The sequence below is a fragment of the Sulfitobacter sp. 1A13368 genome, from assembly GCF_043557275.1.
Classification (GTDB): Bacteria; Pseudomonadota; Alphaproteobacteria; order Rhodobacterales; family Rhodobacteraceae; genus Sulfitobacter; species Sulfitobacter faviae.
Genome location: NZ_JBIFFR010000006.1, coordinates 110,711 through 131,945 on the forward strand (window position 1 = coordinate 110,711; position 21,235 = coordinate 131,945).

At 54.7% G+C, this 21,235-nt stretch carries 16 protein-coding genes; 10 read left to right on the forward strand and 6 right to left on the reverse strand.

Annotated features, from left to right (window positions below; genetic code table 11):
- Positions 1-307: 307 nt before the first annotated feature.
- Both ACGYK4_RS13260 and ACGYK4_RS13265 read right to left on the reverse strand, forming a co-directional pair.
- Entirely contained in the window at positions 308-1,699 is a 1,392-nt protein-coding gene (locus ACGYK4_RS13260; RefSeq protein ID WP_394450605.1) for an ATP-binding protein, read from the reverse strand.
- A complete protein-coding gene (locus ACGYK4_RS13265) occupies positions 1,692-2,363 on the reverse strand; it encodes a winged helix-turn-helix domain-containing protein (protein WP_394450603.1) in 672 nt (223 codons plus the stop codon). The genes ACGYK4_RS13260 and ACGYK4_RS13265 overlap by 8 nt, the downstream gene beginning before the upstream one ends.
- A 144-nt stretch (positions 2,364-2,507) precedes the next feature.
- Between ACGYK4_RS13265 and ACGYK4_RS13270 the strand changes: the two genes are divergently transcribed.
- The 9 genes from ACGYK4_RS13270 (at position 2,508) to ACGYK4_RS13310 (ending at position 10,674) form a co-directional block, all read left to right on the forward strand.
- Positions 2,508-4,028, forward strand: a complete 1,521-nt coding sequence (locus ACGYK4_RS13270; RefSeq protein ID WP_394450602.1) for an ArnT family glycosyltransferase — start codon at positions 2,508-2,510, stop codon at positions 4,026-4,028.
- The gene (locus ACGYK4_RS13275; RefSeq protein ID WP_394450600.1) at positions 4,025-5,020 is read left to right on the forward strand and encodes a glycosyltransferase family 2 protein; all 996 of its coding nucleotides are present in this window, start codon (positions 4,025-4,027) and stop codon (positions 5,018-5,020) included. Before ACGYK4_RS13270 ends, ACGYK4_RS13275 begins: the two co-directional genes overlap by 4 nt.
- Positions 5,017-5,448 (forward strand): GtrA family protein, encoded by a 432-nt coding sequence (locus tag ACGYK4_RS13280; RefSeq protein ID WP_394450598.1) that lies wholly within the window; start codon positions 5,017-5,019, stop codon positions 5,446-5,448. Before ACGYK4_RS13275 ends, ACGYK4_RS13280 begins: the two co-directional genes overlap by 4 nt.
- A gap of 87 nt (positions 5,449-5,535) precedes the next feature.
- On the forward strand, positions 5,536-5,868 hold the full coding sequence (locus ACGYK4_RS13285; protein WP_394450597.1) for a PepSY domain-containing protein: 333 nt from the start codon (positions 5,536-5,538) through the stop codon (positions 5,866-5,868).
- A gap of 167 nt (positions 5,869-6,035) precedes the next feature.
- Positions 6,036-7,064: a metallophosphoesterase family protein gene (locus ACGYK4_RS13290; RefSeq protein ID WP_394450595.1), complete on the forward strand. Its 1,029-nt coding sequence runs from the start codon at positions 6,036-6,038 to the stop codon at positions 7,062-7,064.
- Positions 7,065-7,103: 39 nt separating this feature from the next.
- Positions 7,104-7,703 (forward strand): DedA family protein, encoded by a 600-nt coding sequence (locus tag ACGYK4_RS13295; RefSeq protein WP_394450593.1) that lies wholly within the window; start codon positions 7,104-7,106, stop codon positions 7,701-7,703.
- Positions 7,700-8,191: a DUF2127 domain-containing protein gene (locus tag ACGYK4_RS13300; protein WP_394450592.1), complete on the forward strand. Its 492-nt coding sequence runs from the start codon at positions 7,700-7,702 to the stop codon at positions 8,189-8,191. Before ACGYK4_RS13295 ends, ACGYK4_RS13300 begins: the two co-directional genes overlap by 4 nt.
- Before the next feature lie 94 nt (positions 8,192-8,285).
- A complete protein-coding gene (locus tag ACGYK4_RS13305) occupies positions 8,286-8,720 on the forward strand; it encodes an EamA family transporter (protein WP_394450590.1) in 435 nt (144 codons plus the stop codon).
- 1,639 nt (positions 8,721-10,359) lie between these two features.
- Complete coding sequence (locus ACGYK4_RS13310; RefSeq protein WP_394450588.1) at positions 10,360-10,674, forward strand: recombinase family protein; 315 nt, start codon at positions 10,360-10,362, stop codon at positions 10,672-10,674.
- Positions 10,675-10,852: 178 nt separating this feature from the next.
- Here ACGYK4_RS13310 and ACGYK4_RS13315 read toward each other — a convergent pair whose 3' ends face one another.
- Positions 10,853-11,242: a hypothetical protein gene (locus tag ACGYK4_RS13315; protein ID WP_394450586.1), complete on the reverse strand. Its 390-nt coding sequence runs from the start codon at positions 11,240-11,242 to the stop codon at positions 10,853-10,855.
- A 545-nt stretch (positions 11,243-11,787) separates the two neighbouring features.
- Between ACGYK4_RS13315 and ACGYK4_RS13320 the strand changes: the two genes are divergently transcribed.
- Entirely contained in the window at positions 11,788-16,956 is a 5,169-nt protein-coding gene (locus ACGYK4_RS13320; RefSeq protein WP_394456929.1) for an AAA domain-containing protein, read from the forward strand.
- Positions 16,957-17,417: 461 nt separating this feature from the next.
- On the opposite strand, the gene ACGYK4_RS13325 is transcribed toward ACGYK4_RS13320, so the two are convergent.
- The 3 genes from ACGYK4_RS13325 to ACGYK4_RS13335 form a co-directional block, all read right to left on the reverse strand.
- Positions 17,418-19,103 carry a DUF262 domain-containing protein gene (locus ACGYK4_RS13325; RefSeq protein WP_394456931.1) on the reverse strand — a complete coding sequence of 562 codons (1,686 nt, stop codon included), beginning with the start codon at positions 19,101-19,103 and terminating at the stop codon, positions 17,418-17,420.
- 298 nt (positions 19,104-19,401) lie between these two features.
- Positions 19,402-19,761 (reverse strand): response regulator, encoded by a 360-nt coding sequence (locus ACGYK4_RS13330; protein ID WP_394456932.1) that lies wholly within the window; start codon positions 19,759-19,761, stop codon positions 19,402-19,404.
- A gap of 6 nt (positions 19,762-19,767) precedes the next feature.
- Positions 19,768-21,216 (reverse strand): histidine kinase dimerization/phosphoacceptor domain -containing protein, encoded by a 1,449-nt coding sequence (locus ACGYK4_RS13335; RefSeq protein WP_394456933.1) that lies wholly within the window; start codon positions 21,214-21,216, stop codon positions 19,768-19,770.
- Positions 21,217-21,235 lie beyond the last annotated feature (19 nt).

A 21,235-nucleotide genomic window follows, 5' to 3' on the forward strand; every position in this document is an offset into this window, starting at 1 on the left:
ACCTGTCCTCGGGTGGTCTGCGCATGAACCCCACGGTATTCGCATGTCCGATGAAGCTGTCATTCGTCCTCCGAACCCACCCGATCGCCCCCCTTCGGCCGGCACGAAAGGAACCTTCTTGCGTATAGCCGCGATTGACTGCTTTCGGCCCTTCTGGACGGGAGCCTCCGCAGGCGCAGCGGCGATCAAGCAAGTGCAGCGCAAGGCGGCAAGGTCCGCTCTGCCGACCTCGGTGCTCGTTGCAGCTAACGTCTTCTTCAAGGTGACTTAAACTGCGTTGCTCGAATACGGCAAAGCCAGTCGATGGTCAGGTCCAAGTCGCTTTTGCCGCCAAAAACTTGATCTCGAAAGATGTTCCTGGATCATTGTCCGACACAATTATTTCGGCACCATGCAAATCGCAGATCGCTTTTACTAATGCCAGACCAAGGCCATTCCCGGGACTATTTCGGCTTTTTTCGCCCCTGAAGAACCGTCGAAAAATACGCTTTCGATCCTCGCTTTCGATTCCCGGACCATTGTCGGAGATTCGCAAGGTCGGACCGGTTGGTGTGCTTTCCGCCAAGACCTGAACTTTAGACCCAGACGGACAATGCTTGATCGCGTTCTCGACAAGGTTCGAAAGTAATTGCGTCAGAAGGTTTCTATCACCAACAACCCCAAGCTGTTCGACCGGTATCTTAGTGGTCAACTCAATGCCAGCATCCTCGGCCGTAGGATCAAAGACTTCCGTAACATTGGCTATGATCTCACGCAGGTCGTTCCGCGCGAACCTTTCGCGGCGGTCACTTCCTTCAATCTGTGCGATACGCAAAAGCGCGTTGAAGGTCGATATTATTTCTTCGGTTTGATCGAGGCTGGCGGAAATGTCGTCCGGGTGGATACTCGGGCTGTCTCGTAGGTTCTCCAACCGCTGCCGAAGATGCTGAAGTGGTGTGCGCATGTCATGAGCAATGTCATTCGAGATTTGCTCTTGGCTTTCGAGCAGGCGCCTGATCTGGTCAAGCATGCTGTTTATTTCTTCAGATACGCGCGACAGATCATCGCGCGCGCTGCGAGTGCTTGGAATGCGGCAAGCGAGGTTACCTGAAGAGACCTCCGTAAGAGTATTGGATATGGCTGTGATGCGGCGCTCGGTGATGCGGCCAATCCGAATGCCGACGATTAGACCAAGGATCACGACTGCCAAATAGCCCACCACCAAAGCAATGCCGAGCGCTTCCAGTATCTCCAAAACGATATGGTCGCCAGCCCCTTGAATCAGAAGATAGGGGCCGACGTCATCTGCGCGCAGCCAATAGCCGGTGACCTCATCGTGAATTTCTCCAGCAAGCGGCAGTTCCTGTGCTGGAAGGAAATCGGGCAAGGGGCGTTTGAAGGTTGAGGACAAGTTGCCGGAAACAATCGCGCCGTCTGAGTTTAGAAGCTGGTAGACCCGGGCATTCTGAAAGCTAACCTCGGCAAGTGCATCGACGCGGTCGACCAGCACCTCATCGCCGCCCAACTCGAAGATTTCACCGAGTGTAGCCGCATCGCTGCGCATTTGATCGAGCACCCAGTCTTGAACTTCGTATTGCGTGAACCAATAGGCCAATGCGAATACAAGCGCAGAGAGCACCGAATAGAGGAACGAGTATTGCAAAGACAGCCGTATGGATGTCCGCAACGCTGAAGGACCTTTGCGCTTAAGGCTATCCATGAAGACTGTATCCCGCGCCCCGAACGGTATGGATCAACGGCTGGTCGAAGGGTTTGTCAATCTTGTTGCGCAGACGGCTGATATGCGTCTCGACGACATTGGTGTTCGGGTCGAAGTGAAAATCCCAGACTGCTTCCAGCAACATGGTGCGTGTCACCACGCGCTCGGCGTTCTTCATCAGATAGGATAACAGGCGAAACTCGCGCGGCTGCACTGCGATCTCTTGGCCCGATCTGCACACGGTATGTCGGATCAGGTCGATCTCCAGATCGGCAACTTGAAGTCGCGTTTCTTCGGCCTGCATTGGGGGGCGACGTGCAAGTGCACTCAGGCGCGCAGATAGCTCTGAAAACGCAAAAGGTTTCACAAGGTAGTCGTCAGCCCCGGCCTCCAATCCGTTTACCCGGTCGTTCAAACCGCCAAGCGCACTCAGGAACAAGATCGGCGTGTCGACATTCGCGCCGCGCACCGATTTGACCAGTGTTAACCCATCCAAGCCGGGCAGCATCCGGTCGACGACGATGACGTCAAAGTCATTGTCCAGGGCATCGAGGAAGCCTTGTTTGCCATCCGACGCATGTTTCGTCACATGGCCAAGTGCCTTCAGACTGGTGCAGATATACTCAGCCGTTTCGCCATCATCTTCTACAACAAGCACCCGCATCTGCGCCCAAGCTCCATAAGGTATTGAGAAAATAGCTCGTTTTGCGGCTTTGCACCATCTCCGTAATATTACGGATTGGTATAGTGCCGACCATCTTTCGCAGATCACCACCGTCTTATGCCCTGAGAAAAAGGACAGGGCATCATGGTCGCAATAGATCCGAAATTCGATACATCCGTGCGGCAAGAGCCCGAGAGGCGCTTCGCTTTAACCCGCAGCGACCAACGGTTCCTGCTGTTTGCACTCGGTGCATTGTTCGCTGTGCGCCTGTTTGCCATGTTCTGGTGGCCTCTCACGGATTCTACGGAAGCTCGCTATGCCGAGATCGCGCGTAAGATGGTCGAGACAGCTGACTGGATCACTCCGCAGTTCGACTATGGCGTCCCGTTTTGGGGCAAACCTCCCTTACATACTTGGTTGTCTGCCTTGGGGATGAAGCTCTTTGGCGTTGGAGCCTTTGGCGCGCGGGTATTCATCTTTGCTGCGTCATTGGGGGTGGTAAGCCTACTTTTCTCTTGGGTGTGCCAGCATCAGGGCAAAGATCAGGCTCTTGTCGTAACCACGGTGCTCGCCTCATCTTTAATGTTTTTCGGCGCGTCGGCCTTCGTAATGACGGACATGGTCATGGTCCTTGGCACTACCTTGAGCATGATCGGCTTTTACAATTGCCTGATGAACAGCTCCTCGCGGAGCGCGTGGGGACGGTGGTTCTTTGTCGGCATCGCTATCGGCCTTTTAGCGAAGGGTCCGGTAGCGCTTGTCATCATAATGATCGCGCTTGTGCCTTGGCTCGCGGTGACGGGACGCTGGCGGGAATTACATGGTTTCCCTTGGTTGTCCGGGTTGCTGATCGCCGCGACGCTGACCCTTCCCTGGTATATCCTGGCGGAGATCAAGACGCCGGGTTTCCTGCGCTACTTTCTCATCGGAGAGCACTTCCAGCGCTTTGTCGTGCCGGGTTGGGAGGGAGACCTCTACGGGTCTGGCCATGAGCAGCCCAAGGGCCTGATCTGGCTCTATGCCTGGGCTACGTTTCTGCCATGGAGCCTGTTTGCCCTGACCCTGCTTCCCCGAGCAGCATTTTACATCAAGAAAACGACAGAGAGTGATCGAGGCTGGCACAGCTATCTTGCGCTTTGGGTCGTCGCGCCGCTGATCCTCTTCACACCCGCCGCGAATATCCTGCCGGCCTATGCACTGCCTGGGCTTCCCGCAGCTGCGGTTCTCTTGGTCTCGCTTTGGGCTCAGGTTAGAGGCCAACCGGGCTGGTGGGCGCGGAGTGCGGTCGTCGTGGCCATTGGTTTTGTGGGGTTGGCATTTCTATCCCTGACCATTCTGGCGCGTTACCAGCCCGGAACGGTCACCCATCGGTCCGAGCGCGCCTTGGTAGCTGCGGCGCAAAGTTTCGATCCTGGAGTGCAGATTACCTATTGGGGCGGTCGCAGCTTCTCGGCCGAGTTCTATACGCGGGGCCAAGTCCAGTTCACCGAACGAACCGCGGCATTCGATAGCTTTCAAGACAATGGCCTGCGCGATGCGGTGGCCATCCCGGCATCTATCGCCTCGGAACTGGCCCCTTTTCTGGGCCCGCAGTTCGACCCTGCCGGTCGGTTTGGGCATCGCATTTTGTTCGTCGAAGATCTGGATCAGGAGGTAACACCATGAACCGTCGCCCCGAACGCTTTGCTAAGCCTAAGATCGTTCCTTCTTTGAAACCTATTCCTGATCTTTCCTTTGTGATCCCCGCTTTCAATGAGGCAGGCAATATAACCAGAACGGTGGTCCAGGTGGATGCGCATGCCCGGAGGCTGGTGAGTAGTTTCGAGATCATCATTGTGGACGATGGCAGCCTCGATGCCACCTTTGAGGAAAGCCGAGCGCTCTGCGACCAGTATCCACTTCGTGTCCTGCGGCTGTCGCGGAATTTTGGCAAAGAACATGCGATCATGGCCGGCCTGGAGAGCACAGTGGGTGCGGCGGTGGTCATCCTCGATGCCGATCTTCAGGAACCCCTTTTCCATCTCGAAACCATGATGAAATATCGCGACGAGGGGTATGAGATGGTCTATGCCGTCCGCGCGCAACGCCGCGACGAGACATGGCGCAAACGAGTTTTCACCCGCGCGTTCTACGCGCTGCTGAATATCGGCGGCGACACCGCGATACCGGCCAATGCCCGCGATTTCAGGATCATGGATCGACGCGTCGTGGATGCGCTATGCGCCTTGCCAGAGCGCAACCGCTTTATGAAAGGGCTGTATGGCTGGGTTGGCTTTCGCACCAAGGCTGTGGCGATTGAGTTGGGCCCGCGGGCGACCGGGATCTCTAAATTCGGCTTCGCTGGCTTGTTTAAGTTAGGCTTGACCGGGCTCACGTCCTTCACGGCCTGGCCGCTGCGGGTCTGGACAGGGATTGGGATGACCATTGCCGCCAGTTCGATCCTCTACGCCCTCTGGATCGCCGTCCGCACCCTGATTTTTGGCATTGATGTGCCGGGATGGTCGACGCTTGTGGTGGCCGTCATGTTGCTGGGCGGGGTGCAGTTGATCTCTATCGGTGTGTTGGGCGAATACCTCTCGCGGGTCTTTACCGAGGTCAAAGGACGCCCCGGGTTTATCATTGCCGAGGATTTTTCTGCTGATCGGGAGCATCTATGATGTGGCGTCAGTTGTTGCGGTTCGGGATTGTCGGCCTGCTTGCAACCTTCGTTCATATGGTAATTGGCTTTCTATTGATCCAGTCGAACTGGCAGCCAGTCATGGCGAACCTGCTCGCCTTCACAATCGCTTTTCTTGTCAGCTTCATCGGCCATCTTGGGTTTTCCTTTGCTGATCAGGGGGTCAGCCCATCAAGCGCGCTGTGGAAGTTTGCGCTTGTCGCCCTGATCGGCTTTGCCTTTAACGAAGTGCTTCTGATCATGTTGCTATCCGAAGGGGAGCTATCTGACACAGTGAGTCTGTGGATCTCAACCGGTTCCGCGGCGGTTTTGACTTTTGCACTCAGCAGATTGTGGGCGTTTCGCACCCCGCACAAAGCCGGCGGGCCGGTCGATGTAGAACCGTCTGCCCATCTAACCAATCAGTAATCTGGTGGAGACGTTCCCGGCTACAAGGGTTGGTTATCTCTTAAGGTGAGGCTCCAGTTGGGGGCCGTGCAAAGAAGGAAGACCACGATGAAACGTATAATTTCCCTTACCGCACTGATTGCCGCAGTCGCAACGGCCGGAATGGCTTTGGCTGAGACCGATGATGCGAAGGAGATGGCGATGTTCTCTGAAGCGCAGTTCGACATCCAGAAAGCACTTACCGTTGCTTTGGATGCGATGGTTGGAAAGATCGCCTCAATTGAATTTGAAAGCGAGGATGGCAAGGCGGTCTACGAGGCGGTCGCCATCGCACCGGACGGAGCTATGACCGAGATTCTGATCGATGCAAATGACGGCACCGTGATCGCTCAAGGCCCCTATGGGGACGATGACGACGAAGAAGATGACGACAACGACTAAGTCTACCTCAGCGCGGCACAGCGTCATCGCGGTGCCGAGCTGGACGTCTTCCCTGCCTATCCTCGCATGCCACACCAACGGTCCCATCGGCACCTTACCAAATAGTAATGTTACGGTAAGAGTCTGATCAGTCGGCAAACTCTACAGCTTCTGTTAAGGAGCGCCCGATGAATAAGACCCTCTTTCGAACCCTGCTGGCGTCAGCAACGGCCCTCGTTCTGATTGGCGGAACCGAAGGACAGATTTTTTCCATCGCGGGTTCCGGCATCCGCTCACTGGCCAGCCCCTCGCAATCGCAGTTATTCGACAATAACCGGGTCCACAAACTGGATGTGACGCTGCCTTTCTCTGTCCTGGCAGCAGGTGACGTCGCCTCTTGTGCAGGCAGGGGTTATCTCAGCCGAATGGACAGAAACCTGCGCTATGCGGTTGGTCTCCCTCGAGCGAAGACGGTGCCGAACGAGGGCATGATAGAAACCACAGCGATCTTGGAGCAATACCCCGAGACGACGGTGCTCGCCCTGGGGGATCTGGTCTACAGACGCGGCGAAGCCGTGGGCTTTGAAGATTGCTACGACCCTTATTGGGGAGCTGCATGGGCGCGCACATGGCCGACCCCCGGAAACCACGAATACCAATCACCTTTTGCCTATGCCTATTACGACTACTGGCAAGATCGTGCGGGGCCAGACCGAAACGGCTATTACGCCCTGAAAGCTGGGAACTGGTTGATCCTGTCGCTGAACAGCGAGATTGATGCGTCTCCAGGGTCTGCACAGGCAGAATGGGTAAAGGAAGTGCTCGCAGCGCACATGGACAGTTGCGCCGCGGCATATTTCCACAAACCCGCATATTCGAGCGTGACGCGCAGCCGCACTGACAGTGCGCGGGCGCTGTTCCGGCTCGTCGCGAAAGCAGGCGTCCGTTTTGTCTTACATGGACACAACCACTTCTACGAACGCACAGCGCCCCTGAATGCCGAGGGCAAACCGGATCAGGGCGGCACGATCGCTTTCGTGGTCGGGGCCGGTGGCAAATCCACACCGGGCAACCTCGAGCCTGCGGCCTTCTCCGAGCGACTAATTACCGGGACAACCGGCATGTTGAAGCTGACCTTCACAGATAAAACGGCCCGTTGGACCTACCTCACCGGTCCCGGATCGATGGAAGCAGACAGCGGCACGGTCCAATGTTGACACCCGCAGTCCAGCACAGCCACCCGCAAAGGCCCGACCATGTTTGACTTCATCACATCGCTACTCGCCTCCATGGGCAGCCTCGGCGTCGCTACCCTGATGCTGCTTGAGAACGTTTTCCCTCCGATCCCTTCGGAAGTCATCATGCCCTTCGCTGGCTATCTCGCGGCGAGCGGTGATCTCTCCTTCGTCGGTGTCGTGATCGCTGGCACGATCGGTTCAGTGGCCGGCGCATTCCTATGGTATTGGATCGGCACATTGGCTTCCGAAACACGGTTGCGCAGGCTCATTGCCCGGCACGGCAGGTGGCTGACCATCTCAGAACAAGATCTCAATCGTTCCCTTGCGTGGTTTCGGCGCAATGGCGGCAAAGCAGTCTTTCTGGGCCGGATGGTGCCGGGGGTCCGAACGCTTATATCCGTCCCTGCCGGCATGACAGGGATGCCGCTGTTACCATTTCTTCTCTATACCGGTTTGGGCAGCCTGATCTGGACGGCCGCCCTCACTATTTCAGGCTATCTGCTGGAAGCGCAGTTTGCCAAAGTTGAGACGTGGATCAATCCGGTGACAAACATCCTGCTTGGAGGCCTTCTTGTGCTTTATGTCTGGCGGTTGCTCCACCCCAAGATAGAAAGATGACGGCGGTGACACACCATACTTCAAAAAGTTTGAACCACCGATTATTTGCGGTGACCCTTTTTGCAAAAGCAGTCTTGGGCGTTCTCCAAATGGCTACGGCTGCGGCGATCTTCGCGGGAGCCGCAGAGCGTCTTCCTGCCCTCACCCAATGGCTCTTTCGCGCAGAGCTTGCAGAAAACCCGAACGATTTCATCGCCACCCGCGCCGTATCACTGGTCGGCGTCGTGCCAACATCGGATCTGTCCTTCTATACCACTTACTTTCTGGCGCATGGCGGGCTTCATATCGCGATCGTCGTGGCCCTGCTTTACGGTGCAGCATGGGCGCATCGCGCGGCGGTTTTCGTGCTTTGGGTGTTTGTGATCTATCAACTCTTCGAATGGCTCACTGTTGGCAGCGTAGCTTTGCTGATTCTGACTGCGATTGATCTAACGGTCATCTACATCACTGTGCGCGAACAGCGTAGTCGTGCTCCGTTGGGGCCGTGACGCGAAAATTGCACTTCTCTATTATGTGCCTGATCTAAACGACGAAGAAAACCTTCACCTCGCTTAAACGCTCAATCTAAAAAGAGGACAAATCATGCATTCCGTTTCGGAATCCTGGCTCTTTTGGGCCATTCTCGCCGCCATATTTGCCGCGCTCACCGCGATCTTTGCGAAGGTCGGAGTGTCGGGCGTCAACTCCAACTTTGCGACTTTTCTGCGCACCATCGTCGTCGTTTTCGCATTGGGCCTGCTGGTCTGGTTGACGGGCGAGGTGCAGTCGCTATCCACAATCTCCCCGAAGACGGGATTCTTTCTGGTGCTGTCCGGCCTCGCGACTGGCGCGTCATGGTTGTGTTATTTTCGCGCGCTCCAGCTCGGCAAGGTCTCGCAGGTAGCACCTATCGACAAGTTGAGCGTTGTGCTCGCCGCCATTATCGCTGCGGTTCTTCTGGGAGAGAAGTTATCAACGACCGGATGGAGCGGCGTCGGTTTGATAGGGCTCGGCGCGGTTCTTGTAGCCTTGTCCTGATGTGCCGCGAGCGAGGCTTGGAAACAGAACAGTGTCTGATGAGTTCGGTCCGAACGTCATGTCGACCCATTTTCACGGCCACCCTCACGCGCAGGGACTTATTTATGAGCTAAGATCGCAAAACTTGAACGTTTCGACCATTGGAAAATTTCAATCATCAAAAAATGAAAGCGGCCGTTCGAGCATTATGCAGCGAACACCCGCAACCCACCCTTCATCCCAAAGACCTTCGCAACCGCAGTGCAAACTGAGCGGCCGCAGCGAATGGCAGGAAAGTCCGCCAAGCCGACCTCCAGCCTTGGTTAGACATAGCGTCGTGTCCACGAGGCCGGCCACGAGTTGCACCACGAAATGCAAAAGGGCTGGCCCAAGTTGGCGCAGTAGTGAATTGACAATCCTCGTGCCGGTGATCCTTCAGATATTATTGACCTCGATCGGCATTTCGCCGTGCCGCGCATGGCAGAGCGTATTAAGCTCGGCATCTTCCTCTTCATCGTCATGACACCACAGGTCAGGCGCTGTCGTCCTCTGGCGGCAGGGACGCAGCGAGTGCCTGAATGCGCTTTGCTGGGCCCTTGTAACGCCCTCCTCGGATTGAGCCGCCGTTAGCGCGCGCCATATCAGCGTGTGAAACCTGACCAGAGCGAAGTAGTTCTTCATCGCGTTCGCGCGCGGCGGCTTTCTCAGCTGCGCGTTCTCGGAATGAAAATCTGGGCACCTTTGGTTTCATGTTGTCTCCCTCAAGTAAGCTTATCACATCGATGTCGATTTCTTTCGAGGAAATCGCGACACCTGCGGCCAGCCTGTGCCGCACTTGCAGACAGACCGGCGCTCGAATTCCTGCTGAGTAATACCCTCAGGCACCTCGCCGGGCCTGCGGTTCACCGTATGACCACACTCCCAGCATCGAACCTCAATGTGGGTGATGCCGGGTGAGAACAGTTCATCGCTGATGGTGGTCATCCTTACCTATTATTAAAAGCGGTGCCGGACGAGATACACCCTCGCCATCAAACCGCCAATATTCGCGCTGCGGCACCGCCTTCTGCAAAGCCCAGCGTCCCTCGTGCGCGTCCACGCAAGTGTCGAAGATCAGGAGAGCCAGAAGTTCTGCGGCATGCTGAATCCGGGCTTCCAGAACAGGATTTTGACAGTGTGGGCATACCCTATTGCCCGCGTGCTGTGATGCACAGTCCGTTAGATGAAGAAGATGGATGATATGCTCCTAAGCGGCCCTTTGGCGGCCGTATAATGAGCTAATTTTATCCGGTTCCTGTAGGAACCAAATAAAATCAATGATTTAGGATTTACTCCAAAGCTCGGTTTGACTTTATGTCCGACTAACACGCCATTTCCCACGCCAAGTGTATTCGTAATAGAGTTGACCAGAGACGTAACACCCCCGTCATGACGGCTTTCGACAGGTAGTGGGTAGGTTGATTGTTGGGCCCTGATTAGTCGGACAGTTCGTCCTTGGGCTCACTAACACCCTTTGACGCTCAATTGCCGCGGAAGACAAACACGAATTGTCCTTATTAGTCAGTAGTCTGTTGTAGACAAAACTCGTGCCAGCAAAATCAACGGCTTACGAGGTCAAAATCCAAGGTGGGTTCAACTGGGACAGCGCGCCGCAATCTATGTGAGGGTTTCGACCTCGGACCAGTCGTGCGAGCGACAGGTCCCCGAACTGATAGCCTTCGCCGAACGCGGCGGTTACGATGTCGTCGGCGTCTTCAAAGAAACGGCCTCCGGGGCCAGCGTTAATCGCACCGCGCGCAACCGATTGCTCGCGCCGAAAGTGCTTCAAGCCATCAAAGAGGGCCGGTCATACCGCTGGATTGCCCGAGATCTCGGAATCTCGAAAAACACCGTCTCCGACATCGTCAAACGAAACCGCCAAGAGGCCAGCAGTTCACCAACAGTTGGTGTAACTTCCGCTGGTAGCGCGGGCTGAGCGGAGCCTTCGCATAGCGAAGCGAGGCCCGTGCTGGTCACTTCGCGGCTATGGTTGTTCTTCGGCTAAGGTTCGGTTTGCGGACCTAACTTTGACCGAGGAGAACGACCATGACCAAGAGCAATCTATCACATATTGTCGCGCTGCATGCTCTTTTGTCAGAGACGGAACAGACTCTTCAGAACCGATCCAATGATGCCAGCTCAAGTAAGATGTTGTCTCGGAAACTTTCAGAGAAGACCAGTTCTTCCTTGAGAAACATGCCACATGCATGCCCACTGTCGCTCAGCCAGCTGCTCTCGAAACCTTTTACGATCAGCACGTTCGCGAGCAGCAAACAGTTAGGTTGGCTCTCCCCGATACCTGCGGTGAGATCCGTTAGCTTGTGGGCTTTATGAGTCAGTGTCCCTTTTCCATGCTCACCGGGGCTCACCGGAAGGATTAGCCCATTCTCGATTGCTTTGGCTGCAAGATCGGATGGTAGCCAGCCAAATAGGCGCATTCTAAAGACGTCAAGCCAGTTTGCTTCCTGCCAACGACGGTCAACCCAAATGTAGTCATCTTGCATGCTCATACTCCCAATTTGGGAGTATCGATACACGAAGGTATTGCGGCGTGTCTATACTCTGGATAACGCGATGGCTGGCACGCTTCACACAAAAGAATACAAGATACTAATCTTGGCACTGATCGCCGAACGGACCGCTATAGGCCTGTCCCAAGCAGCGCTTGCGACCGCCCTCAGACGCCCACCTTCCTTTGTGGCAAAAGTCGAGTTGTGTGAGCGGCGTCTTGACGTCTTGGAGTATTGCGCGTGGGCCTACGCGCTTTCAGTCGATCCACTGGACCAGTTGCGAAAGCATGCCTCGCTTCCCTTGAAGGAAATCCCGCGCTGATCGTTAAAAGCGGCTCGAAGTAGAACCAAAAACCTTTCAGCCAAGGTGCGTTCCATATTGCATTCGGGATTATACTTTATCTTTCAGCACATCTGCTAAGGAGTTTGAGCTAATACGAGAAGTGAACCACAGGTTGCACTTTCACGTCAGCGCGTGCTTAAACTCCTGCGGTTGTCGTCAACGTTAGTGCCGTTTTGAACGAAAGCAGATTTTAGAGATGCCCCACGATACATTTGCCCACCGCGAGGCCGCCACACCTGAGGAACGTGAACGCATCTCAGATCTTCTTGGATTTGCCGGCGAGCTTCTGAATGCGCGCGCTCAGGTGCAGATGGTCATGCAAAGCGGCCTCGGGGTCTTCCACGAGAAAGATTTTGTTGACCTACCGGGCATCGAACTCAACTGTGATGACGGCGCCTGGCTCCGCTTAAAGCGTTTGAGTGAAACACGGCCGCCTGAGCCGGCAGACCACGTCTCCCAGTTTTTCGATCAGAAACCTACCGACCCCAACAAAGCGCCATCGATCAAGCCGGCGATTTCAGTCGAGGTGACCATCGAAGAAGCATCCGACCTCATCGAGATGGGACTCCTGATGCCCGACGATGTTCGGGTCATCGTTGAAAACGAAGTCGAAATTGAAAACCGGGTCAAAGTCATCCTGCATGCGTCGAACTGTTCGGAAATGCGCCGTGAGTTTGAAACCTATCTCAAAGGCCCTTGGTCAGACTGGGCACATCATGAAAAGCCAACCAGACGCGCTATCAGCGTCTACAAGGACTTCTTCAACATCCACTCTGTGATTCACACCTCTGAGGGCACCCCGCCTGAACTGGTCTGGGGGACCGGTATTGGGCGCTGGAAGACCCGCGGCGCCAATGTCGATATGCCGATCATCGAGCAAGGCCTCGACATCGAGCTCGAAGATGAGGGTGTGATCGCCATTAGGCCCCGATCCACACCGCCAAGCCTTTCCCTCAAACCCTACATCCAACTCGGCATCGATGGTGTCTCAAAGCTCCAAAGAGAGCTGCAGGACAACTTGGATATGTTCTTGCGTGGGGATGCTGAGTTCACGCCCTTCACCAGCGTTTGGGAGCCTCTCCTCGATACAGCTGCCAGCAACATCGCCAGTGACGCCGTTCACATCACCCGTGAAGCCTTGGACGATGGCGAGAAGGTTGAATCCGCGAGCGATCAACTCAGGATCACATCAAGTTGGGCCATCTTCGGTCGTCCGCGCTCCATTGAATACCGCATCCAGGACATTCAAAAGCTTCGCATAGCTGTTGCTGACGAAGGGTCGCCTGTTCCACCGCCCATTCGCGGCTTTACCGAAGCTGCCAAGGAAGAAGCGCCCAGTGAGACATCCGAGTTCGGTGTCGATCAAGCAGTTCTGACCGGTGTGGCAATAAACACTTGGGAGCCATCTGCCAGTGGCGATGTCGGCGCCTCACCACGAGAGACCGGATCTTCGGGCGGCGGAGCAAAGAAGGGTTCTTCCCGCGTTCACTTCTTCCCTCTCCCCTTCAATGAGGAGCAGGGCAAGATTTCGGACATGATTGATGATCGATCGATTGATGTTGTATGCGTCTCAGGCCCTCCCGGAACCGGCAAATCCCACTCTATTGCTAACATCATCAGCCACCAGATGGCTTTGGGTAATCGCGTTCTGGTTACAGCCCGAACACCGGAGGCAATCGCTGCTGTTCGCGAAAAGCTCCCCAAAAGTCTGCGCTCTTTGGTCATCGCCTCGGTTGGGACCGACCGCGACAGCGCCCAGCAGCTGCAAGAAGCCGTTACTGAGCTCTCCAATGAAGTTGTTGGTCTGGATGTCGATGACGCTAATCGTGATCGCGCCAAACTTGAGCAAAAAATCATCGATTGTGACGCTGAGATTCAACAGGCCGACATTGATCTCGCTCAAATTGCGCGCGCTAACCTCGACCAGATGGAATGGAATGACAGCAAGCGGTCGCCAATGGAAATTGTTGAACTGCTGCTTGCCGAACAGGCCACGCATGGGTGGTTCACCGACCGTCCAACCAAACAACCGCCGGCGCAACTTGACGAGACCCTTGCGCGGCTGCGTGAAGCGCTCCCCAAGCTCGCGCCAGACATCGTTTATGCAGGCGCCACCCTGCCAGAAAACGACAGCCTTCCAACCACCTCTGCTATCGTATTGGCCCATCAGTCCGACCTCACATGGAACCAGCGCGAAACGGTAGACTATAGCTCTGCTCCTACGATGGCCTATGATGGCACCGGCTCTGAGGAACAGGGGCGCGCCGTGTTGCGCGAACTAAACGAGTTGAAGCAAGAGCTGTGCGAGGCACCTCATACAGTTCAGCGCCTTGCGAGCTTTATCCTCAAAACAGATGAGCCCTTCACTAAGCTGAACGTCCAAACGACCCGAAGCTATATTGGTCGCTTCGAAGGTCTTCCAGAAGCCAAAGAGGTGCGTTTTGACTTAGGCGACTGCCGCCCTGCCGACTTCAAAAATGCCGCACAAAGAGGTCTTGCTGGACAAAGCCCGGTCGGATTCAGTTTATTCAACAAGCCTTTGAAGTCGGCCGTGGCCAGCATTGAAATCAACGGCGCAGCGCCTGAAAGACTGTCAGACTGGAAGCATGTTCTCGACACCTATCGTCTCACCGAAGAGACAGATGTCATCACTAAAACCCTCAGCCCTTTCATTGAGAAAGAGCTATTCGCAGCACCTCCCTCAAAGCCTTGGGAGATTGCTGACTATCTGCTCGCCCGCGATACTGAACTCGAGCAAGCTTTGAAGGTGGCATCCAGAGTGCAGCCGATCGTTACAGCGCTCACGCCTCTCTTCCCCGTGGGTCTTGATCTTGACGCGTTATGTGGGACGCTCGATTGCGATCCGGCGATCCATGCTCTTCGTGCAAACCTGCCAGATCAGTATGAAGAGCCCAAAGCGCTTGCAACACTACGCACCTGCGCAGGAGATCGCGGGCTGCCGGTGCTTGATGCAATTGGCGATCTCGCAGACGCTATTGGCAAGGCTGACACAAGTCCGAATGACATCGTTCAGGCGCGCGGCGCCATCACTCGCGAGCTCGCACGCCTTTCAGAGGTCTCTACCCACTTAGAGCGGCTTGGTGTCGACCTTGAAGCGCTCTCTGACTGCGGCGCCCCTGAATGGGTTGAGCGGCTGCGTGAGGGCCCCGAGAGGACTGCAGAACTCATCCCTGATAACTGGCGTGCCTCATGGAGCTGGGGGCTAATGAAAGGACGCGTTGATCGCATCGTTGCAATGGGCAACGGTGACGACCTGCGCAAGCTTAGAGCCGATGCGATGAAGCGACGCTCCAAGGCTCTCGAAAAACTCATCAGAGTTAGAACCCTGATTGGCTTGAAGGCGCGCATGTCCCCCTCAATCCGCCAGGCAATGGAAGCCTTCACCCAAGCGGTCGGCAAGATCGGCACAGGCAAGGGCAAGAAGGCTCCACGGTTCATCAGAGCCGCACAGGAAGCAGCCCAAAAGGCGTCAAGCGCCGCACCAGTATGGATCATGCCTGAATACAAGATCCCCGAGCAGCTTCCGGCAAAGTTCGGTGACTTTGATTTGGTGGTCCTCGATGAGGCTTCTCAAAGCGACATCACGGCAATCTCCGCCCTTGCGCGCGGCAAGAAGATCCTCGTTGTCGGAGACGAAGAGCAGGTAAGCCCCTCGGTCGTGGGTGTTGAGGCCGAAAAGGTAAACGCGTTGCGTGCAGAATACCTCGAAGGCATTCCGAGCGCCGACCTGATAGATGAAAACACCTCCATTTTTGAGATGACCAAACGCATGCACCCAGAAAGCCACGTTATGCTACGTGAGCACTTCCGTTGCGTTGCACCAATCATCAATTTTTCCACGCGCTTTTATAACAATGCCCTCGTGCCCCTTCGAGTCCCCAAAGCATCTGAGCGCTTCGACCCGCCTCTGGTTGATGTGTTTATCCCTGATGCAGAGCGTGATGGTCAGACGAACTCCTCTGAGGCTAAGTGGATCGTCGATGAAATCGCGCGCATCATTGCTGAGCCTGAACACGCTGGTCGAGACATCGGCGTCATTTCCCTTATTGGGTCCAAGCAGGCTGAGATGATTGGGCGGATGCTGATCGATGATCCGCGCGTTGGCACCGAAAAGATCAAAGAACGACGCATCATCTACGGCGATGCACGCACCATGCAGGGTCAGGAAAGATCGATTGTCTTTCTTTCGATGGTCGCCACATCAGATACCGCGCGTGCTCAGACCAGTAAGGCCGACCAACAGCGTTTCAACGTTGCGATGAGCCGCGCCAAGGATCGACTGTATCTTGTCCGCTCGGTAGAATTAGAAGACCTCAAATCGAACGACATCAAGAGTAAGGTGATCCAGCACTTTGCTGACCCGATGCCCGATGGTCGTGCGATTACCAAAGGCGAGAGTAATGACCTCATATCTCTCTGTGAGAGCGGTTTCGAGCGTGAAGTTCTCGGCCGCCTGATGGAGGCCAACTACCGCGTCCGACCGCAGGTGTCTGCTGGCAAGTTCTTCATCGATCTCGTTGTTGAAGGTGCAGAAGACCGCCGACTTGCCATTGAGCTTGATGGTGACATCTACCACGGACCCGATGTTTGGGATCAGGACATGCAGCGCCAGGCTGCCCTTGAGCGTGCGGGCTGGGTATTTTGGAGGGTCTTTGGTAGCCAGTGGGCTACCAATAAAGACTATTGGTGGAGCAATCTGCGCCAGACCCTTGCGCTTCTTGACATCGAGCCCATCGGCGCTGCCGCTATTGATGAACGGTTCACAGAGAGCATTACGGTCTATCCAAATGAGGATTGGCAGTCAGATGAATTGGATCTCCTTAACGAATGTAATGAGGAATGCGATGAGCTCGACCAGCCGTCTGAAGATCCAACCGTTGGTCTGGAAACAACACAAGAAGAGCCCGCCGAGGTCGATGCAGCAACGGAAGACGCCGTAGATCCTTCTGATCAAGAAGCGTCAAAAGACAACACGGCGAGTTCCCCATCCGACGCACCAAAACAGACTGAGCCAGATAGCAAACCGATCCTACGATCCGACCTTCCGCTTGAAGGGGATCTCTTCTCGCCGCGGCCACCCAAATTCTCTGAGTCCGAAACTGACACTACCGTCGAGAAGCCGACGGTTCAAATCGGCACCAAAGTGCGACTCGAAAAGCTTGAAAAGGGCAACGGTAAGATGGTCGTCACAATCGTAAGTGAGCGCGATCACGATCCCAGTAGTGGCAACATCGGCGCCCACACCCCCTTGGGAGAGGCTTTGCTCGACAAAGAGGTCGGTGAAACGGCTGAATACCTCGCGGGCGCCTACGTCAAAGAAGTGCGCGTTCTCGAGTTCCTGTGATCTCCATCACGCATCCTGGACCGCCTTGCGGCCCAGGATGCTTTTAAGGCCAGCGCACTCACCGCTACTATCAACCAGCGAGACGTGGCTCGATCCGCCTTGGCAGTAGGAAAAATGAACTCACTCCTGACAAGGGGCGCGACGCAACTCCTCGTGGCGCTGCCGGATCTTTCTGTTCGGGTGCAGAAGCATCGCGCGACATATCTCCTTTGTTTCGGGGATTAAGGTCGAAGGCGCCTAAGGCACTATCATCACGCAAATTTTTGTGAAGTGGACCACAGTTGCCCGGGGGAATTTCACCGGCCGCTTCCTCGCTGAGTTTAAGTCTCTAATGGAGCTCACAGGCGCGGATAGCCGGCAATCGCCGCGTCGATCTCGATCGGCAACATAAAGCCCATGAAATAATTTGGGGGCCTCGCAGTCACTGGCTATCAATCGCCATGCAGACTTCTTATCACAACTTATATCCTCCAGACCCGAGAGCGTGACAGTTCAGAAATGCGTAGCGTATTTTTCTCGATTACTTCATCTGTAAGGTCGACGACTTCGGTCAGCATCTCCGGGAGACGATAACCTTTCCCAGCCAAAATGAGCTTCTTTTCATTGAAATCTTTATCTGCCAGTCGGTCGTTTGTTTCCTTGTCGACCAGAATTAAATTCCCAATTTGGCCAACTGTGGATGCATCTCTATCAGATGACTGCGGCAAAAGGTGTTCTATTGTGAGATCATCACTCTCGCCCACCGTTGGGCTTCCTTCTTCCTTCTGGACCTTTTTCAAAATGTATCTGATGAGTTCTTTCTGAGACGTTTGGCCCCGGGTAAAGGTTATTTGTCGAAAGTTCGCATCGAATTCGTCAGGATCAGCAACCCTACTCCGAAGCTTAACCTTCAAATCGCGCAACACTTGATCCACGGCTTCCGCATCGCGACAATTAAAAACTTGCTTTCCAAATGAAGCAAACATCCCTGAAATGCCACCCGAAGAACGAGATGATGTTACTGCATTGAAAGTAAAGTGAAACTTTTCGATCATTTTAATAGCATCGCGCAATTTCCGGTAGCGGATGATGCCGTCACGGTATGCCCGGATCAGTGAAAGCACCCCAGGTGCCGACTGCTTTACTTTGAAGATCCGAAGTGCTCGGAGTGATTTTACTACTTCTTTTTCAGAACCATTCCAACTGAAGTCCGGATCGAAAATTGACCGCCAGTGCTCCGCGTCGCTTAGAAACCGGTTTAGATGCTCCTCTGCGTTAGCGTCAACGATACGTTCCTTCGCTTTCGCGAACGCCTTCGCTTTTGTAACAAAATCGTATCTGGATTGCCAAGAATGCACTACAAACTCATCCGGATCTAAGTTACTTGGCGCACCCCTGATGGTTTCTATGACGCTCCGCCACTTTAACGTTGCATGATCAACTTCTGTTCCTTCGTCGATCATTCTCTTGAAATGATTGCGAAGTAGGTCCGTAAGTGCGAGATCCTTACCTCTTGTATTTAATGTTTCAAAAATTGTGTAAGCATCGCTTTCATTGTCGAGCGTCACCACTATTACATTAAGGTCTAAAACCGTATCTCTAATATCAGTAAGCCAGCGTTTGACTTCAGACTTGTTTTCCTCAGGTGTTCTCTCAAGGTTGCCGAAGATAGCGTCTGCTCCTTCGGCGATCTTTTTCTTGAACTCGGAAAAAGCTCTTTCGATAGCCCTCTCCTCATCGCCGAACCGGGTCGTGATAGTGGCCGGGCCATCTTTGAGAACCTCTTCCTGAAGGTAAGGAAAACTCGTCTCAGTCTTCAAGACGTAGACAGTTCGTGCATCCCGATCTCGTTGCTGGATGTATGTTTGTATGCCCTCTGCGAGATCCGTCGCACCAATGCTCTTGAAGCCCTCTCTCAGGGCGCAAAGCAAGATCGCAATTGTAGTGAGACGTTGTTGACCGTCTACGACAAACACTTTCGAACGATCACCCTTGTAGACCACCATTGAGCCAATGAAATATGTATCATCAATGTTCTCGAGGATGTCGTCCCAAAACTTGTTGATGTGATCTATCTCCCAAGAGTATGGGCGCTGAAAACTTGGGATTACAAATACCGTGCCTTTTAGCAACGCCTCTACTGTCTGGTCCTGAGATTCGATCTTCATGTGTGCACTTTCTTCTGCCCTTTAGCGAGAAGACTGAAGTAGATTTTCAACTAAGCCAATACTCTGAAGCGCAAAACACCCTAAATCATGCGTGTTCGCCCCCTCGCGAAGCACTTGCACGCCGAACCCTCGAGACCGCCTCTTTAATGTGTATTCCAATACGCATTAAAACCTTGTCGCTAATTGGTAAGAGCAGCCAGCTTTACAAGCGTTTTTTCTCTCTTTTTACACACACACGAAGGCGATGTGGGTAAGATAAGGGTTCGAATCCTTCAGGGAGCGCCACTTTCCTCTACACCTACGCACGCGAAAAATACTCGATCGCCGCGGCGATTAGGTGCGGGAAGGTCGGCTTGCCAAGCATGGCAACAGGCTCAAGCGCGCTTAGCCGCTGCTGGGTGAGATCGTCCAGATTGCCGCTCATGAAGACGCAGCGGATGTTGTGTTCTGCCAGCAGCCACTGCGCCACCTCTTCACCGGAATCGCCATTGGCGAGCCGCAGGTCCATGAAGGCCAGATCCGGCCGGGTCTGCGCCACTACTTCCCGGCAGGTCGCGAAATCCTTGACCGGGCCAAGGACGGAATGCTGAAGCTGTTCGAGCTGCATCTGAAGGTCCAAGGCAATCAAGAATTCGTCTTCGACAATCAGAATATTCACCGGGCATCACCCGGCGGGCATGGGAACCTCAATTTCAACGCAATAGCCATGCTCTGCTGCCCTCTTATCCATCGTCGCCCCAAGCTGGCCGACAATGCCCGCCACGATCTTCGAACCGAGACCGACCCTACCTACACTCTCGGCGTTGCCGATCCCATCGTCCGACACCGTTAACGTCAAAAGGTCTCCCTCTTGATGCAAACGAACATCAACCCTGCCCTGTTCCCGCGCGACGAAGGCATGTTTATGCGCGTTGGTCACAAGCTCATTGATCAGCAGCGCAAGGTTGATGGCCAAATCGGTCGGCACGGTGACCGACGGCGCGTCGACGACAGTCTCGATCTGCCTACTGTCGGTTTCGGTACTGGCTGAAAGGAAATCGACAAGCTGCGGGATGTATTCACCGACATCCACATGGGTAACGTTATGCGATTTATAGATAAGTTCATGGACGGAGCTTACCGCATGCACCCGGAGCGAGGCCTGTTGCAGGCTGTGTTTGACAGACTCATCATCCACCGAGGCGGCTTCGAGACGCAGAATGCTCGACACCAGATGCAGGCTGTTCTTGATCCGATGGTTCACATCGCCAAGCAGTGTTTCCTTCTGCTTAAGAAGCTTGTCACGCTCGGTCAGGGTCTTCTGCAAGATCTCTTCGCGCTTCTTGGAATGGGTCAGATCGAGGGTGGCACCGATGAACCGCGCGGGCTTGTCATGTTCGAAAAGAACTTCACCACGCGTGTTCAGCCACCGGGTTTCCCCATTGGGCAAGACGATCCGATAATCGGCGTTCACCGTGGCATCATTGGCCATCGTTTCGCCCAAGCTTTGGTTCACATGCGCCAGATCATCGGGATGGATACGCCGGAACAGCTTGGCCATGGGGATTGTCCCCTCAGTATCGGCATAGCCGAACAGATTGGCCAATTCCTGCGAGATATTCGCGGTTCCGGTCTGGAGGTCCAACTCGCCATAGCCGATCCCCGACACCTGCTTGGCCAGATTGAGCCGTATCGCCTGATCACGGCGACCGATAAATTCCGAGGTAACATCCTCGACATGGTGGATCAGCGCGATCAGCTTGCCATCTTCGAACACGGGCGTGTTCAACGGTTGCCAATATTTCTCTTCAAAGGCCCCGTCGGCGCTGTCGCGAATGGGGATATTGTACTTCTGCACGGCCATGCGGTGCTGTTTGCCCGTGGCGGCGACGATCTCAAGCGACTTGCCCAGATTGTTGGTGCCATCTGCCGTCGCGTCGGAAGGGTCATCCGGGAAAGCGTCGAACAGATGTTTCCCGACGAGGTCCTCCGCTTTTGACCCGGTGATGAATAGGTACCGGTCATTCACGTCGATAATCTTCAAATCGGTATCTAGAACGAGATACCCGTGGGGGGATGCCGCAAAAATTGCAGATCTCGACACGCTACCGTTCGCCGATCTTTCACCACCCATATTCTTCCCTATAAACTTC

Coding starts and splice junctions, on each gene's coding strand:
- ACGYK4_RS13295 (WP_394450593.1), top strand. CDS start 7,104: ATGTTTGACTTCATCACATCGCTACTCGCCTCCATGGGCAGCCTCGGC.
- ACGYK4_RS13305 (WP_394450590.1), top strand. CDS start 8,286: ATGCATTCCGTTTCGGAATCCTGGCTCTTTTGGGCCATTCTCGCCGCC.
- ACGYK4_RS13265 (WP_394450603.1), bottom strand. CDS start 2,363: ATGCGGGTGCTTGTTGTAGAAGATGATGGCGAAACGGCTGAGTATATC.
- ACGYK4_RS13325 (WP_394456931.1), bottom strand. CDS start 19,103: ATGAAGATCGAATCTCAGGACCAGACAGTAGAGGCGTTGCTAAAAGGC.
- ACGYK4_RS13320 (WP_394456929.1), top strand. CDS start 11,788: ATGCCCCACGATACATTTGCCCACCGCGAGGCCGCCACACCTGAGGAA.
- ACGYK4_RS13285 (WP_394450597.1), top strand. CDS start 5,536: ATGAAACGTATAATTTCCCTTACCGCACTGATTGCCGCAGTCGCAACG.
- ACGYK4_RS13315 (WP_394450586.1), bottom strand. CDS start 11,242: ATGCAAGATGACTACATTTGGGTTGACCGTCGTTGGCAGGAAGCAAAC.
- ACGYK4_RS13275 (WP_394450600.1), top strand. CDS start 4,025: ATGAACCGTCGCCCCGAACGCTTTGCTAAGCCTAAGATCGTTCCTTCT.
- ACGYK4_RS13280 (WP_394450598.1), top strand. CDS start 5,017: ATGATGTGGCGTCAGTTGTTGCGGTTCGGGATTGTCGGCCTGCTTGCA.
- ACGYK4_RS13260 (WP_394450605.1), bottom strand. CDS start 1,699: ATGGATAGCCTTAAGCGCAAAGGTCCTTCAGCGTTGCGGACATCCATA.
- ACGYK4_RS13300 (WP_394450592.1), top strand. CDS start 7,700: ATGACGGCGGTGACACACCATACTTCAAAAAGTTTGAACCACCGATTA.
- ACGYK4_RS13335 (WP_394456933.1), bottom strand. CDS start 21,216: ATGGGTGGTGAAAGATCGGCGAACGGTAGCGTGTCGAGATCTGCAATT.
- ACGYK4_RS13270 (WP_394450602.1), top strand. CDS start 2,508: ATGGTCGCAATAGATCCGAAATTCGATACATCCGTGCGGCAAGAGCCC.
- ACGYK4_RS13290 (WP_394450595.1), top strand. CDS start 6,036: ATGAATAAGACCCTCTTTCGAACCCTGCTGGCGTCAGCAACGGCCCTC.